Source organism: Burkholderia sp. IMCC1007 (genome assembly GCF_027257875.1).
Taxonomy (GTDB): Bacteria; Pseudomonadota; Gammaproteobacteria; order Burkholderiales; family Burkholderiaceae; genus Burkholderia.
This window is the reverse complement of record NZ_JAPVQY010000014.1, coordinates 1-14212: the sequence shown is the minus strand read 5'-3', so window position 1 is coordinate 14212 and position 14212 is coordinate 1. Positions and strand designations below refer to the sequence as shown.

Genomic DNA, 14212 nt, shown 5'->3' with positions numbered 1-14212 from the left:
TGAAGGGAAGTTGAAAGGGAGGCGCGTGAAGCGTTACGAACAACTGGCCGACGAACTGCAGGCGCAGATCGAACGCGGCGTGTACCGGCCCGGCGAGCGGATTCCGTCGGTGCGGCAGGCGAGCCGGCAGCAGCAGCTCAGCGTCACGACCGTGCTGCGCGCATACCTCGTGCTGGAGAGCCGCGGGCTGATCGAGAGCCGGCCGCAGTCGGGCTATTTCGTGCGGGCGCGCGCCGCGGCGCCGGCCGAGGCCGAACTGCACACGTCGGCGCCGGCCGCGGAGCCGTCGGCGGTGGACGTGAGCCGGCTCGTGCTGTCGACGCTGCGCTCGATCGCGCGCGACGACGCCGTGCCGCTCGGCTCGCCGTATCCGGATGCGTCGCAGTTTCCGGTGCAGCGTCTCGCGCGCTACGCGCAGACGATCGGGCGCCGCCGCACGCGCTGGGGCGTGATCGACGACCTGCCGCCCGGCAACCAGGAACTCATCCGCCAGATCGCGCGGCGCTACGCGGAGCGCGGGATCGCGATCGAGCCGGGCGAGATCGTGATGACGATCGGCGCGACCGAGGCGATCAACCTGTGCCTGCAGGCCGTCGCGCGGCCGGGCGACACCATCGCCGTCGAGTCGCCGACGTTCTACGCGATGCTGCACGCGATCGAGCGGATGGGCATGCGCGCGCTCGAGGTGGCGACGCATCCGGGCGACGGCATCGATCTCGACGCACTCGAACGGATTCTCGCGCGCGAGCGCATCGCCGCGTGCATGGTGATGCCCAATTTCCAGAACCCGCTCGGCTTCCAGATGCCGGACGAACGCAAGCGCGCGCTCGTCGAGCTGCTCGCGAAGCACGGCGTGCCCGCGATCGAGAGCGACGTCTACCACGAGCTGCACTTCGGCGACACCGCGCCGAGCGCGCTGAAGTCGTTCGATCGCGACGGGCTGGTGCTGCATTGCGCGTCGTTTACGAAGAGCCTGTCGCCGCGCTACCGGATCGGCTGGGCGATGCCCGGGCGCTACCGCGATCAGGTCGAGAAGCTGAAATTCCTGAACACGCTCGCGACGCCGGCGATCGAGCAGCTCGCGATCGCCGAATACCTGAAGCACGACGGCTACGATTTCCACCTGCGGCGGATGCGCAAGCAGTATGCGCAGCAGGCGAACCTGATGAGCGCGATGGTGCGGCGTTTCTTCCCCGAAGGCACGCGGCTGTCGCAGCCGCAGGGCGGCTACGTGCTGTGGGTCGAGCTGCCGCGGCAGGTCGACGCGATGAAGCTGTATGCGCTCGCGCTCGCACAGCGGATCACGGTCGGGCCCGGCCACATGTTCTCGGCGACGAACGATTATCGGCATTTCATCCGGCTCAACTACAGCTATTCGTGGTCGCGGCAGATCGAGGAGGCGTTGAAGGTGCTCGGGCGGCTCGCGTCGGAGTGTGCGGGGCGGTGAGCGGCACGACGGCCGCCGGCGGCGGCCCGTTGCAGGGCGCCGCCGGTATGCGTCACGCTGCGCGCTGCGGTTCGGGCTGCGCGGCGCCGGCCATGCTGCGCATGTCGAAGCCCGACGGGTGCTGGTACACGCGCAGCCCGAATTCCGGCAGCACCGCGATCAGGTGATCGAACAGGTCGGCCTGGATCGTCTCGTAGTCGACCCACGTCGTGGTGTCGGTGAAGCAGTACAGTTCGAGCGGAATGCCTTCGGCCGTCAGTGGCAGTTGCCGCGCCATGCATGTCATGTCGCGACGGATTCGCGGATGCTGCTTCAGGTAGTTCGCGACGTACGCGCGGAACGTGCCGAGATTCGTCAGCTGGCGACGGTTCGCCGGGCATTCGCCGGCCGCGCCGAGCGTGCCGTTCCATTGCGAGATCGCGTCGACCTTGTCTTCCAGATAGTCCTTCAGCAGCGTCAGGCGTTCGAGCCGCTCGATCTCGTCGTTGCCGAGAAAGCGCACGCTCGTCGCGTCGACGAACAGCGCGCGCTTGATGCGGCGTCCGCCGGCTTCGGTCATCCCGCGCCAGTTCTGATAGCTCTCGGTGATCAGCTTCCACGTCGGCACCGTGATGATCGTGTGGTCGAAATTCGCGACCTTGACGGTGTTCAGCGTGATGTCGATGACGGTGCCGTCCGCGCCGGCCGACGGCATCGTGATCCAGTCGCCGATCCGCAGCATGTCGTTCGACGACAGTTGCACGCCCGCGACGAGCCCGAGCAGCGTGTCCTTGAAGATCAGCATCAGCACCGCCGACATCGCGCCGATGCCCGACAGCAGCAGCCCGATCTGCTTGCCGGTCGCGTCGCCGATCACGACGAGCGCGGCCGTGATGAACATCACGAGCTTGACGAGCTGCATCGCGCCTTTCAGCGACAGCCGCGGCTGATCGCGCTGGCTCGTGCGATGCGCGTGTTCGAGCGCGGACAGTGTCGCGCTGATGGTCATCGACACGACGAACACGATCAGCGCGAACAGCACCTTGTCGGCGGCCTGCGCGGCCGCGGCCGGGATGCCGGGCACCGCGCCGAGCCCGAGCTTGATCACGACGAACGGGACGATGCGGTTCAGCCACTTGAACGCGCCGAACTCGAACAGCGCATCGTCGATGCGGGTGGCCGACAGCCGCGCGATGCGCGCGACCACGCGAAACAGCAGGAAATGGACGGCGGCCGTCATCGCGCCGGCGGCGGCGATCAGGATGAGGGTGCCGACGAGCGGCGCAAACCAGGATTCGTTCAGGGTCATAGGGGCAGCTTGGGTCCTTCTCGTGCATTGAATCGGCGCCGCGCTGCGGCGCGTGCCCGATGAAGGGCACATGAAAGGGACCGTGATTGTGCCATCGGGTTCCGGGCGCGTGCCGCGCAGGCGCCGCGCGGCTCCCGAAGGTTCTCACCGTTGCGCGGGCATCCTTCCGGCACGTGCCGCGCAACATACTGTGTACTTGCCACGGGATGCCCGCTCGGGGCACGATGCGCGAACGACTTCGCGAACCGCGTCTTCGTGTCTTCACGTCTTCGCGTCGTTCGCGGCACGTACGCAAGCACCGCAAGCACCGCAAGCACCGCAACCACCGCAATCCACGCATTTCACGCATTTCACGCATGCAAGATTCCAACGAACGCCGGCCGCCCGCGCCGCGGCTGCTGAAGGGCATTCTTCCGGTCCACCGCGCGACGGCGATCCGCGACGTCTTCGCGGGCATGTCGCTCGCATCGATGGATATTCCGCAGGTGCTCGGCTATGCGCGCATCGCCGGCATGCCGGCCGTGACGGGCCTCTATACCGCGTTCCTGCCGCTCATCGCGTTCGCGTGCTTCGGCGCATCGCGCCATCTCGTGGTTGCCGCCGACTCCGCGACCGCGACGATCTTCGCGAGCCGCCTGTCGTCGATGGCGCCTGCCGGCAGCGCCGACTATGTGGCGCTGGCCGGCATGGTCGCGCTGCTGACCGCCGCGATGCTGCTGCTCGCGCGGATCTTCAAGCTCGGCTTTCTCGCCGATTTCCTGTCGCGCACGGTGCTGGTCGGCTTTCTCGCGGGCGTCGGCGTGCAGGTGTCGATCGCGATGCTCGGCGACATGCTCGGCCTGTCCGTGCCGTATCCGGCGTCGCGCAGCGTCGCCCAGCTCGACTACGTGATCACGCATGCCGTCCATGCGCATCGGCCGACGCTCGCGCTCGCCGTGCTCGTCGTCGTCGCGATTCTCGCGTGCAAGCGGTTCCTGCCGCGCGTGCCGATGCCGTTGATCGCGGTCGCGGGCAGCATCGCCGCGAGCCATGCATTCGGCTTTTCCGCGCGCGGGATCGCGGTGCTCGGGCCCGTTGCTGGCGGCTTGCCGCCGCTGCGCTGGCCGTCCGTCACGTGGCAGCAGTTCCTCGATCTCGTGCCGGTGGCCGCGTCGTGCTTCGTGATGATCATCGCGCAGAGCGCGGCGGCCGCGCGCGTGTTCGCGCAGCAGTACGGCGAGGACGTCGACACCAACGCCGACATCCTCGGGCTCGCGGCCGCGAACGCGGCGGCGGCGGTGGGCGGCGCGTTCGTCGTGAACGGGAGTCCGACGCAGACCGCGATGGCCGACGGTGCAGGCGTGCGCAGTCAGATCGGACACCTGACGTTCGCCGCGGTCGTCGCGGTCGTGCTGTTGTTCCTGAGCGCGTATTTGCAGTATCTGCCGCATGCGGTGCTGGCCGGCATCGTGTTTACGATCGCGCTCGGGCTGATCAACGTGCGCAGCCTCGCCGCGATCCGCAAGGAAAGCCCCGGCGAATTTATGCTCGCGCTCATCACCGCCGTGGCCGTCGTGACGGTCGGCGTCGAGCATGGCATCCTGCTGGCCGTCGCGTTGTCGCTGATGCGGCACGTACGGCACAGCTACCAGCCGCATACGATGGTGCTCGAGGCGGCGCAAGGCAACGGGCGCTGGCAGCCGGTGCCATCGCGGCCCGGCGCGATGACCGCGCCCGGGCTGATCGTCTACCGGTTCGGCTCCGACCTGTTCTTCGCGAACGATCACCGGTTCGCCGCCGAAGTGACCGAGCTCGTCGACGCGGCACCCGCACCGCTGCGCTGGTTCATCGTCGATGCGGGCGCGATCACCGATCTCGACTACTCGGCCGCGCGCACGGTCACCGATCTCGTCAACGCGCTGCACGCGCGCGGGATCGGCGTGCTGTTCGGGCGCGTGAACCGCTACCTGCACGCGGACATGGAGCGTCACCGGATCACGGAGATCGTCGGCGCGTCGTGCATCTTTCCGACGCTGCACCAGGCGCTGGAGGCCGCAGGCGTGGCGGCGACGCCGCAGGAGCCGGGGGTGGTTTAAGTATGTGGTGCGAAGCCGGGACCGGCGCTAGGCCGCTGCGTGCCGGTGCGTGGAGTGAACCGGCGCTAGGCCGCCGCGCGCACGCGCGTAAAGCCGTTGCGCAGGTGACGAGCCAGCTCTGCGGCGGCCGGCGTGTGCTGGCCGCGCGGCAAATGAAGGTTGATCGCGAAATTCGGCAGCGCGGGCAGGCCGCTGTCGGCCGGCAGGATGTCGAGATCGGCCGGCACGGTGGACGCGAGCGATACGGTCACCGCGAGATCCGCACGCACGGTCGCGGCCGTCGCGTCCAGGCTGCCGTTCTCGAACAGCGTGCGCCATTCGCGATCGGATTCCCGCAGCGCGTCGAGCACGGTCGGGCGGAACGCGCAGGTTTGCGCGACCATCGACACCGGCAGCGGCGTGCGCCGGTACGCGGCGCCGCCTTTCGCACCGACCCACACCAGACGATCGACGGCGACACATTCGCCGCCCGGTTGCCCGACCGGCGCCTCGATCAGCGCGACGTCGATCTCGCCCTGCCTGAGCGCACGGCGCAGCTCCGGCGACGCCGCGCACACGAGCGACAGCGCGACTTGCGGATGCGCTTGCGCATAGCCTTTCAGGATCGGCGCGAGACAGCTGCCGACGAGGTCCTGCGGCGCGCCGACGCGCACCGTTCCTTCCATCGCGCCGGCCGTCATGTCGGCCAGCAGTGCGTCGTGCGCGGCGAGCAGCCGGCGCGCGTGCCCGAGCAGCCGCTCGCCGTCCGCCGTAAGCAGCAGGTTGCGATGCTCGCGCACGAACAGCGGGCCGGACAGCGTTTCGAGCCGCGCGACCTGCTGGCTGACCGCGCCTTGCGTCAGGTGCAGCGCGTGGCTCGCCGCCGTCATGCTGCCGTGATCGGCGACGGTGACGAACGCGCGAAGCAGGGCGATGTCGAGGTTGTGTACCATGCGTCGCATTATGAACGCTAATGCCAGGCATAAAAAGCTTTCGCTTTCGTAATGCTTTGGGTGCGGGTAAAACGGAGTTTCGACGACGACGACCGGGAGCCCTCGTGCTGCTTCGCGACTACCTGCCACTGATGCTTTTCGTGATCGGATCCACCGGGACGCCCGGCGGCGCGACCACGCTCGCGACCGCGTCGGGCGCGCATTTCGGTTACCGGCGTTCGTTGCCGATGATGGCGGGCATCGCGGCCGGTCTTGCGTCGATGGCCGCGGCGGCGGCGGCCGGGCTCGGCAGCGTGTTGCTGGCGCTGCCCGCGCTGCAGCTCGCGATGAAGGTGCTCGGCTCGTTGTATCTGTTGTGGCTGGCCGTGCGCATCGGGCGCGGCGGCAAACCCGGACTCGACACCGCGATGCAGCGGCCGCAGCGGTTCGTCAGCGGTGTGTGGATGCTGTGGCACAACCCGAAAGGCTGGGCGATGACGCTGGGCGCGGCCGCGTCGTTCGCCGCGCTCGCGCCCGGCCCCGTGACGCTCGGTGCGTTGCTCGGCGTCGCGTTCGGCGCGGCCGCGATGGCGTCGCTGTCGCTCTGGTGTTGCGCCGGGTTGCTGTTCGCGCGCGTGTTGCGCACGGAGCGGCAGTGGCGTTGCGTGAATGCCGCGCTTGGGCTGTTGCTCGCGGCGTCGATCGTGCCGATGTGGCTGTCGTAGCGGGGCGCGCACGAAGCGCCGCCCCGCCGCTCAGCGCGAACCGGCTCGCGCGTGGGTCGTGCGCGCTCCGCCCGCGCCGCTCGCCCACCGCGGCAAGCGCAGCGTCGTGACGAAGCTCGCCGCATGCAGCGTGCAAAGCAGGCCGAACGCCCACGCGTACGCGGCGGCATGCGTACCGCCGGTCGACGCCGATTCGACGTGCAGCCGCCACGCGAGAAACAGCGTGCACATCGTCGTGAACGTCGGGCCGCCGAGCCGCTGGACGATATTGAGCGACGTCGTCGCCATCGGCAGGTCGCGCCGCTCGACCGACGCATACGCGGCGGAAATCGACGGTGCGCCGATCGCGCTTTGGCCCATTCCGCGCAGAAACAGCGCGGGCACGAGCACGTAAGGATCGTAGCCGGTCAGCGCGAGATACACGAACGGCAGCGTGGCGAGCAGCGCAAGCATCGCGCCGGCGGCGGCGAGCCGACGCACGCCAAACCGGCTCGTCAGCGCGCCCATCGACGGATAGGTGACGAGCATCCCGAGCCCGAGCGGTGCCAGCAGCCACCCCATCTCGCCGGGCGAGCGGCCGCACGCGTCGATCAGGAACACCGGGATCAGCATCTGGCCCGCGTAGATCATCCCGTTCGACAAAAACTGCGTGCCGGCCGCCGCACCGAACACGCGCGAGCGAAACAGCGCGAGGTCGATCAGCGCGTGCTCGCCCTTGCGTCGTTCGACGCGCAGGAACGCCGCGAGCAGCAGCGCCGAGCACGCGATCGCCGCGATGCCGGGCGCGGCGTCGATGCGCTCGGCGCCGTACAGGAACAGCACCAGCGCCGGCGACAGCAGCGCGAGGCCGACCCAGTCGAGTTCCCGTCGTTGCGTTTCCGTGCGGTCTCCCGGCAGGAACCACGCGGCCAGTGCGAGCGCCAGCGCGCCGACCGGCAGATTCACGAGAAAGAGCCAGCGCCACGACGCGTGCTGCAGAATCGCGCCCGCGACGACGGGGCCCAGGATCGGCGCGATCAGGACGGGCACCGCCGCATACCCGATCACGCGCGCCATCTGCGGGCCGGCGACGCGCGCGATCATCATCTGCGCCATCGGCGCGAGCAGCCCGCCGCTGACGCCTTGCAGCACGCGGAACGCGATCAGCGACGGCGCGGACCACGCGAGCCCGCACAGCGCCGACGTCAGCGTGAACGCGGAGAAACACCACAGGTACAGCGCTTTCGCGCCGATGCGATCGACCAGCCAGCCGTTCAGCGGCAGCACCAGCGTGAGCGCGAGCAGATAGCCGCTCGTCACCCACTGGATCGTCGACAGGCTCGCGTGCAAGTCGGTCGCGAGGCTCGACAGCGACACGTTGACGATCGTCGCGTCGAGCTGCGACAGCAGCGAGCCGAGCGTCGCGACCGCGCTGACCTTCCAGATCGACGGATCGAGCCGGCCGGTCGCGCGGCCCGGCGACGGCTGCGCGCGCGGGTCGCTCACGCGCCGCGCTGGTCGAGCAGCGCGAGGATGTCTTGCGTCGAACCCGTTTCGCCGAGGCGCGGGAACACGCGTTCGACGCTGTTCGTGTGCGCGTCCGCGTTCAGGTCGGTCATTGCGTCGACGGCGAGCGTCACGTTGTAGCCGAGTTCATGCGCCTGGCGCGCGGTCGATTCGACGCCGATGCTGGTTGCGACCCCGGTCAGCACGATCTGCGTGACGCCGGCCGCCTTCAGGTGCGCGTCGAGATCGGTGCCGGTAAACGCGCCCCAGGTTTGCTTCGTGACGACGTGGTCGCCGGGCCGGCGGTCTAGTTCGGGGATCAGGTCGGCCCAGTCGGCCGGGAACGGTTCCGTGCGCGGCGGTTGCTGCGTGCGGCCCGGTGCGCCGCCGGCGACGTTGACGAGGACGACCGGCAGGCCGCGGCTGCGGAAGGCGTCGAGCAACGTGCGCGTGTGCGCGATCACCGGGGCGACCGGATGGGCGGTCGGCAGCGCGACGATGCCCTTTTGCAGGTCGATGACGACGAGCGCCGTGTTCGTGTCGAGACGGGTTGTGCTCATGAGACGGATGCTCCGTGAATGGGGCGAAGGAAAGCGTGCGCGCGGATGGCGCGCCGCACGCCGGCGGGGATTACTGCTCGCCGATGCGCCGGATCAGCGGGATCGCGGCGGCGAGCGTACGGATGTCTTCGGGGGCGAGCTTCTCGATCGCGGCGCCGAGCCACTCGTGCTTCGCGGTGTTGCGCTTGCGCCGCGCTTCGATGCCGGCCGCCGTCAGCAGGAAAAGGATCTGGCGGCCGTCGGTGGGATGCGGTTCGCGTTCGACGAGCCCGTCTTCCTTTAGGCTCGCGAGAATCGCCTTCATCGACTGCGGCTTCATGGCTTCAGCGCGGGCGAGATCGGCGGTCGTCATCGGGCCCTGTCGTTCGAGTCGCGCGAGCGCGCTTGTCTGCGACATGCCGAGCCCTTCGGACTCGATCTCGGAGCGCAGCCGGCGAATGAGCTGACCGACCGCGAGGGTCAGGTCGGCGGCGACGGCTTCGGCGGAAACGCGGGGCGTGCGGGGAGGGTTCATGCGGCGGATCATAGAACATGACAGCTAAACTTGCAAGTTTAGCTGTCGAATTCAAAGATGAGTCGCGGCGCGCGCGGGACGAACCGCGATCCGCGCGGATCGGCGGGCTGTCGGTAGCGAACGGCGGCGCGCTATGCGCGGCGCGGCGGCACGCCTGGCGCGATCGGCACGACGTCGTTGTATCGCGGCGACGCGTTCTCGTGCAGCAGATCGCCGAGATATTGCGCGAGTTCGTCCGCGGCGAGGGCGGACGGAATCTGCAGGGTGGCCGGCCGCCGCTTGCCGTCGGCGCCGAGATCGAACACGGCCCAGCGGTCGTTCGCGCGCACGACGGCGAGCAGGCGTCCGAACGCGTTGAAACGGTATTCGTGCTGCATGGCATCGCTCCTTCGTGGATGAACGCGCCGGCCGCGTGCGTCGTGTCGTGCTTACTGGATCGAGCAGGTGAGCCAGCGATGAATCTTCAGCGCATCGCTCGACACGCCGGCGCGCGTCGGCGCGCCGAGCAGCACGATCGTTTCGCGGCGGCCCTTCACGCGCATGCGCATCACGACGCCGTGCCCCGATTCGTTGATGAAGCCCGTTTTCTGCAGCCGGATCGGCAGGCGGCCGTCGCGGACGAGCGGATCGGAATTCACGTACAGCAGTTCGCCGTCGGCGTGCCGCACGGTCGTCGACGTGTCCGTCGAGAAATAGCGGATCAGCGGATCGTGCGCGGCGGCGCCGACGAGCCGCGCGAGATCCTCGGCCGTCGACACGTTGTGCGGCGACAGGCCGGTCGGCTCGCGGAAGTGCGTATCGCGCATGCCGAGCCGGCGTGCTTCGCGGTTCATCGCCTTCACGAATGCCGCGCGTCCGCCCGGATAGTCGCGGCTCAGCGCGGCCGCCGCGCGGTTTTCCGACGACATCAGCGCGATATGGAACATTTCGCGGCGCGACAGTTCGGCGCCGATCGGCAACCGCGAACCCGTGAACTTGATCGTGTCGCGGTCGCGCGCGGTGACGCGCAGCACGCCGTTCAACGGTCGATCGGCGTCGCGTGCGACGACGGCGGTCATCAGCTTCGAAATCGATGCGATCGGCCGCACGGTGCGTGCGTTGCGCGCCAGCAGCGGCGTGCCGGAGTCGACGTCGAGCACGTAGGCTGCGCGTGAATGCAGCGCGCGCACCGCGTGCGGGCTGTAGCCGCAACTCGCGAGCAGGTGTGGTTTTGCGGCCGGGCGTGTGCGCACCGCGCTCGTGCGCTTCGCGCGCCGCTGTTGCTGCGCGGGCGCGGCGTGATGCTTGACCGCATGATGCTTCGCGCGCGGGCGGCGATGTTTGACGGTCTGGTGCTTGCGGGGCGCGGTTTTTTTCTTGACGACTTTCGCATGCGCATGGGGTGGTGCGGCGCGCTGCGGTTGCGCGTGCCGCGCGGACGCATTCGTCGCGAACGCGAGTGTCAGGAACGAGAGGGCGATGATGACGGTAGTCCGGGCGCGGGGCAGGCGCGCGATGAGGCCGGTCAAGCGAAAGTCTCCTTTTCACGCGCGTTGTGGCGGCGCGAAATGCGTGGAAATGCGTGGATGGTCGGCGGGTGCGAAGATTATACGGGCGATCGTGTGACGATGACGATGCGGTCGATCGTGAGCAACGGTCCTGCAATTCGCGTTTTTTTCGTTGTCGTTCGGGTTCGAGCGGCTGAATCCGTATGAATGGCAGGGATGGCCGGCACGCGGCATGTGACTCGGTCCGTGTCATGCAGGCGCGCGGCGATCGAAGGGGGCGTGACGGATTGAAGCCGCTGCTGGGTCGGTGGTTGGAGCGGCGTGCCCAGATGAGCCCCCTCTGGATTTTCAACGCTGTGTCGGGGGAGCGCGTTGATCGGCATTGACTGCCACGCTCGTTCGAAAGGCGGAAAGCATCGGCCTGTTCCAATCGCCGTTCAGACAGGCGAAGCCCAGGCGCGTTGCAGGCTGCCGAAGCTGTTTGGTGTGGTCCGGAACTGGACGGTGGTTTGCAGACATCTCGCCTTCTTCAGCAGGTTCGGCATGGCGGAGTCCGTTACTGCCGCATGCCGAGTGTCGTGTGCGCCGGTGTCAGATTCCGCGGCTTAGTTTGACGGCGAACGCGCGAGTGGCTTCTTCGATATCACCGGGCGTACCCGGCAGGGTCGGCAGATCTTTTACCCGCTGGTAAATGGCAATCTGTAGTTCGCTTTCGATGGGGCGCGGCGTGAGCCTTTTCAGATTGGCAACCGCTTGTCTGAGCACCTTGTTATCGCTGGGATGCGAACTGAACCACGTGGGCCTTGACGCCCAGCATTCGATGGCTTGTTTAACGTCTTCTCGCATGAAAACTCCATGTCGGCGGATGGGGGGAGGTGAAGCTATTCAGCGACGCGTCCATTGGCGTTGCTGGCGAGGAGGCTGGCGCCGCAGGCGGTTTTCATCCCGTGCAGTGCTGCTGGCGTGCCGTCCACCTTGTACTTGTCGCTGCCTTCCGCGATGGGGAAGACGCCATTGCACTTCGGGCAAGACACCAGGTGCCCGATACCTGCGATTGGTCTGCCGTTGAGATTGGTCTGTGGGAAGCCTTCCAGCACCGTGCCGCCGTGGTCGGTGCTGTCTCCCTTGCGGATGATTTCTCGCATAACGTTGCCTCTGTTTGTTTTCTGTCCTGTTTACAGCGGTTTGATAAGGCGCCATGTGACGATGTGGACGTTTGCTTGGGCGGCGCATGCCATAGTCGCCCGAGCGCCGCCCGCAACGGATGGCGATGATTGACCCGATGTGGCTGCTGGCGCGATGCCGCCAGCACGGCACGCGGCCCCTCCGACGAAGCACTTCATCCGCGGTTCTTCGGATCGAGCGGATCGATGCCGATGCCCCCTGCGATGAAATCGTCCAAGATGCGCTGTTCGCGAGCACGCACTGCCGGGTCGACGTAAGGATCGGCGATGCGTTCCCGACGCGCTTCCCATGCGCGCTGTTGCGCGGCCATGGCGGCCAGTGCTTCAGGTGACGGTTCGTTGCTGGTGTCGCTGAACTGCGGACGCAGTTTCACGCCGAACGGTTCGTCGGCCGGTTGCTTACCCGGTTGGGTTGGTGTGATGGCGATGAAGGTGGCTTGATCCGTGCGCCGTAGCGGGGCCACCATGCTGGTATCGGCGTTTAAGTAGGTTGCCATCGTTGCCAGGGCGATGCCGACGAACGGTGATGATGCACCGGTGTCGCCGAAGCGTTGGCTGAGGTCGTAGCTCTGGTTCGACGCCAGGATATCGACCGGTCGTTGTGCCTGGAACATCGCCGGTGCGAGTACCGCTGCACCGCCGATCGGCGCGCCGGTATCGTAAAACACTCGTGCCGGCGGCGCATTCAGATCTGCGGTGGCGGTGTCCCATGCTTGTGCGAGCGCAACCGTGCGCGCCTGATTCGTCTGCGTTGTGCCGGCGGGACGCAAGGGTACAGTGACGGGCCGATGCAGTTTGGCGAGGACCTTCAACCCGTCCCATTGCTTGAAGCCGTACTCGGTGATCGGTTCGGGGAAGAACAGGGTGGGAGTGAAGGGCGGTGACGGCGGATGTACCCAGCCGTTGAAGACGGGATCGATCGGATTGGCTGCGGGGCGCGTGTTGCGTGCGTAGCGACGCAGCCAGTTCAGGCGTTCGGGGCGAGCGACGACCAAGGCCACAATGGCGTCGGTTAGTTTTCCCGGTTGACGAGGCCCGCTACCTGCTCCCAGCGATTTCAGCTTGACGTCTTTGGTCGTCAGCGTCGCGGCCATGTTCACACCTTCTACCGCATACACTAGTAACGCCGGCATATCGGGATTACGTTCGAAGACTTGGAAGATGGCCTCGACCAAACCTTCTGGCGTGTCGTTGCAAATCACGCCGTTTTGCAATTGTTTGATCCGGTGCCAATGCAAGCCTGCTGGTTGCCGCATCATATTTGCCGTATCGACCAGCATGTCGGCGATCATGTCGGCTGGCGTACGCAGATTCTCGGCTTTGGAGTTATAGCCACGTACTACCGTCACCGTCGGAATCGGCCAGCGCTCAGGGAAGCCCTGCAAAGCCAGTTCGAGTGCATTGGCCTTACGTTGACGCCAAGCCATATCCTTGTCATTGGCATTCGTCGGGTAGTCCTTCGGGTCCATCGGTAAGGCCGTACCGATGTGAAGTGCATTGCTTTGCAGTGCGTTTTGTTGTTGCAGCCGTGCCCACGCTTGGCCTTGGCGATACACGTCCAAGCTCAAGCCGACACGGACGATATCCAAGGTTGTCAGTTTGGGAGCATTGACGGTCGTTTGCGCTGTACCTGATGTAGGACGATTATTCGGTATAGGCGGCAGTGCATGGCGTGACTCGACGTTTGGTAATGGGCAGGTGAGTTGGCTCAGCGGGTCGTCGTCCATCGGTGCGGCCATCGCAGACATACTAGCTAATATCCATAGGGCCACACCACTCAAGAAAATTTGAACACGTTTCATTGTGTCTTCTTCACACTCGATTGCACTGGAATAGCGTCACGTCGATCGCCAACGGCTGGATATATGCATTCTTCGTGACCTCGAGAAGCACGCCTGATTCACCATAGACATCTTTGGCAGCAATGCCGCCAGTACGTCACGCGGCCCCTCCAACGAAGCACTTCATCCGCGGTTCTTCGGATCGAGCGGATCGATGCCGATGCCCCCTGCGATGAAATCGTCCAAGATGCGCTGTTCGCGAGCACGCACTGCCGGGTCGACGTAAGGATCGGCGATGCGTTCCCGACGCGCTTCCCATGCGCGCTGTTGCGCGGCCATGGCGGCCAGTGCTTCAGGTGACGGTTCGTTGCTGGTGTCGCTGAACTGCGGACGCAGTTTCACGCCGAACGGTTCGTCGGCCGGTTGCTTACCCGGTTGGGTTGGTGTGACGGCGATGAAGGTGGCCCGGTCCGTGCGCCGTAGCGGGGCCACCATGCTGGTATCAGCGTTCAGGTAGGTTGCCATCGTTGCCAGTGCGATGCCGACGAACGGTGAGGCCGCACCGGTGTCACCGAAGCGTTGGCTGAGGTCGTAACTTTGGTTTGAGGCCAGGATATCGACCGGTCGTTGTGCCAGGAACATCGCCGGTGCGAGTAGCGCTGCGCCGCCGATCGGCGCGCCGGTATCGTAAAACACTCGTGCCGGCGGCGCATTCAGATCTGCGGTGGCGGTGTCCCATGCTTGTGCGAGCGCAA

Annotated in this window: 13 protein-coding genes and 1 pseudogene; 3 read left to right on the top strand and 11 right to left on the bottom strand. The window is 66.8% G+C overall.

Annotation, left to right across the window (positions count from 1 at the left end; translation table 11 throughout):
* Window positions 1-25 precede the first annotated feature (25 nt).
* Window positions 26-1447: an aminotransferase-like domain-containing protein gene (locus O1Q03_RS15125; RefSeq protein ID WP_269504424.1), complete on the top strand. Its 1422-nt coding sequence runs from the start codon at window positions 26-28 to the stop codon at window positions 1445-1447.
* A 52-nt stretch (window positions 1448-1499) separates the two neighbouring features.
* Here the strand turns inward: O1Q03_RS15125 and O1Q03_RS15120 are convergent, their stop codons facing one another.
* The gene (locus O1Q03_RS15120; RefSeq protein ID WP_269504423.1) at window positions 1500-2735 is read right to left on the bottom strand and encodes a mechanosensitive ion channel family protein; all 1236 of its coding nucleotides are present in this window, start codon (window positions 2733-2735) and stop codon (window positions 1500-1502) included.
* A 356-nt stretch (window positions 2736-3091) separates the two neighbouring features.
* On the opposite strand from O1Q03_RS15120, the gene O1Q03_RS15115 reads away from it, so the two are divergent.
* A complete protein-coding gene (locus tag O1Q03_RS15115; RefSeq protein ID WP_269504422.1) occupies window positions 3092-4810 on the top strand; it encodes a SulP family inorganic anion transporter in 1719 nt (572 codons plus the stop codon).
* A gap of 65 nt (window positions 4811-4875) precedes the next feature.
* Here the strand turns inward: O1Q03_RS15115 and O1Q03_RS15110 are convergent, their stop codons facing one another.
* Window positions 4876-5751 (bottom strand): LysR substrate-binding domain-containing protein, encoded by an 876-nt coding sequence (locus tag O1Q03_RS15110; protein WP_269504420.1) that lies wholly within the window; start codon window positions 5749-5751, stop codon window positions 4876-4878.
* A gap of 95 nt (window positions 5752-5846) precedes the next feature.
* On the opposite strand from O1Q03_RS15110, the gene O1Q03_RS15105 reads away from it, so the two are divergent.
* A complete protein-coding gene (locus O1Q03_RS15105) occupies window positions 5847-6446 on the top strand; it encodes a LysE family translocator (protein WP_269504419.1) in 600 nt (199 codons plus the stop codon).
* A gap of 30 nt (window positions 6447-6476) precedes the next feature.
* Here O1Q03_RS15105 and O1Q03_RS15100 read toward each other — a convergent pair whose 3' ends face one another.
* The 9 genes and pseudogenes from O1Q03_RS15100 to O1Q03_RS15060 form a co-directional block, all read right to left on the bottom strand.
* Window positions 6477-7931, bottom strand: a complete 1455-nt coding sequence (locus O1Q03_RS15100; RefSeq protein WP_269504418.1) for a DHA2 family efflux MFS transporter permease subunit — start codon at window positions 7929-7931, stop codon at window positions 6477-6479.
* On the bottom strand, window positions 7928-8491 hold the full coding sequence (locus O1Q03_RS15095) for an isochorismatase family protein (protein ID WP_269504417.1): 564 nt from the start codon (window positions 8489-8491) through the stop codon (window positions 7928-7930). Before O1Q03_RS15095 ends, O1Q03_RS15100 begins: the two co-directional genes overlap by 4 nt.
* Before the next feature lie 70 nt (window positions 8492-8561).
* Window positions 8562-9017 carry a MarR family winged helix-turn-helix transcriptional regulator gene (locus O1Q03_RS15090; protein WP_269504416.1) on the bottom strand — a complete coding sequence of 152 codons (456 nt, stop codon included), beginning with the start codon at window positions 9015-9017 and terminating at the stop codon, window positions 8562-8564.
* A 119-nt stretch (window positions 9018-9136) separates the two neighbouring features.
* The gene (locus tag O1Q03_RS15085; RefSeq protein WP_269504415.1) at window positions 9137-9382 is read right to left on the bottom strand and encodes a DUF7661 family protein; all 246 of its coding nucleotides are present in this window, start codon (window positions 9380-9382) and stop codon (window positions 9137-9139) included.
* A gap of 51 nt (window positions 9383-9433) precedes the next feature.
* Window positions 9434-10513 carry a serine hydrolase gene (locus O1Q03_RS15080; protein ID WP_269504414.1) on the bottom strand — a complete coding sequence of 360 codons (1080 nt, stop codon included), beginning with the start codon at window positions 10511-10513 and terminating at the stop codon, window positions 9434-9436.
* Window positions 10514-11083: 570 nt separating this feature from the next.
* Entirely contained in the window at window positions 11084-11338 is a 255-nt protein-coding gene (locus tag O1Q03_RS15075) for a hypothetical protein (RefSeq protein ID WP_269504413.1), read from the bottom strand.
* A 35-nt stretch (window positions 11339-11373) separates the two neighbouring features.
* On the bottom strand, window positions 11374-11637 hold the full coding sequence (locus O1Q03_RS15070; RefSeq protein WP_269504411.1) for a PAAR domain-containing protein: 264 nt from the start codon (window positions 11635-11637) through the stop codon (window positions 11374-11376).
* Between the two features lie 194 nt (window positions 11638-11831).
* Window positions 11832-13424 (bottom strand): type VI lipase adapter Tla3 domain-containing protein, encoded by a 1593-nt coding sequence (locus O1Q03_RS15065; protein ID WP_269504410.1) that lies wholly within the window; start codon window positions 13422-13424, stop codon window positions 11832-11834.
* Window positions 13425-13640: 216 nt separating this feature from the next.
* Window positions 13641-14212 (bottom strand): annotated as a pseudogene (locus tag O1Q03_RS15060) (DUF2875 family protein); the annotation flags it as partial.

Bases quoted from the DNA above. Each gene is read 5' to 3' on its own strand.
- O1Q03_RS15085 (WP_269504415.1), bottom strand. From the start codon at position 9,382: ATGCAGCACGAATACCGTTTCAACGCGTTCGGACGCCTGCTCGCCGTC.
- O1Q03_RS15065 (WP_269504410.1), bottom strand. From the start codon at position 13,424: ATGTCTGCGATGGCCGCACCGATGGACGACGACCCGCTGAGCCAACTC.
- O1Q03_RS15090 (WP_269504416.1), bottom strand. From the start codon at position 9,017: ATGATCCGCCGCATGAACCCTCCCCGCACGCCCCGCGTTTCCGCCGAA.
- O1Q03_RS15115 (WP_269504422.1), top strand. From the start codon at position 3,092: ATGCAAGATTCCAACGAACGCCGGCCGCCCGCGCCGCGGCTGCTGAAG.
- O1Q03_RS15070 (WP_269504411.1), bottom strand. From the start codon at position 11,637: ATGCGAGAAATCATCCGCAAGGGAGACAGCACCGACCACGGCGGCACG.
- O1Q03_RS15110 (WP_269504420.1), bottom strand. From the start codon at position 5,751: ATGCGACGCATGGTACACAACCTCGACATCGCCCTGCTTCGCGCGTTC.
- O1Q03_RS15095 (WP_269504417.1), bottom strand. From the start codon at position 8,491: ATGAGCACAACCCGTCTCGACACGAACACGGCGCTCGTCGTCATCGAC.
- O1Q03_RS15075 (WP_269504413.1), bottom strand. From the start codon at position 11,338: ATGCGAGAAGACGTTAAACAAGCCATCGAATGCTGGGCGTCAAGGCCC.
- O1Q03_RS15120 (WP_269504423.1), bottom strand. From the start codon at position 2,735: ATGACCCTGAACGAATCCTGGTTTGCGCCGCTCGTCGGCACCCTCATC.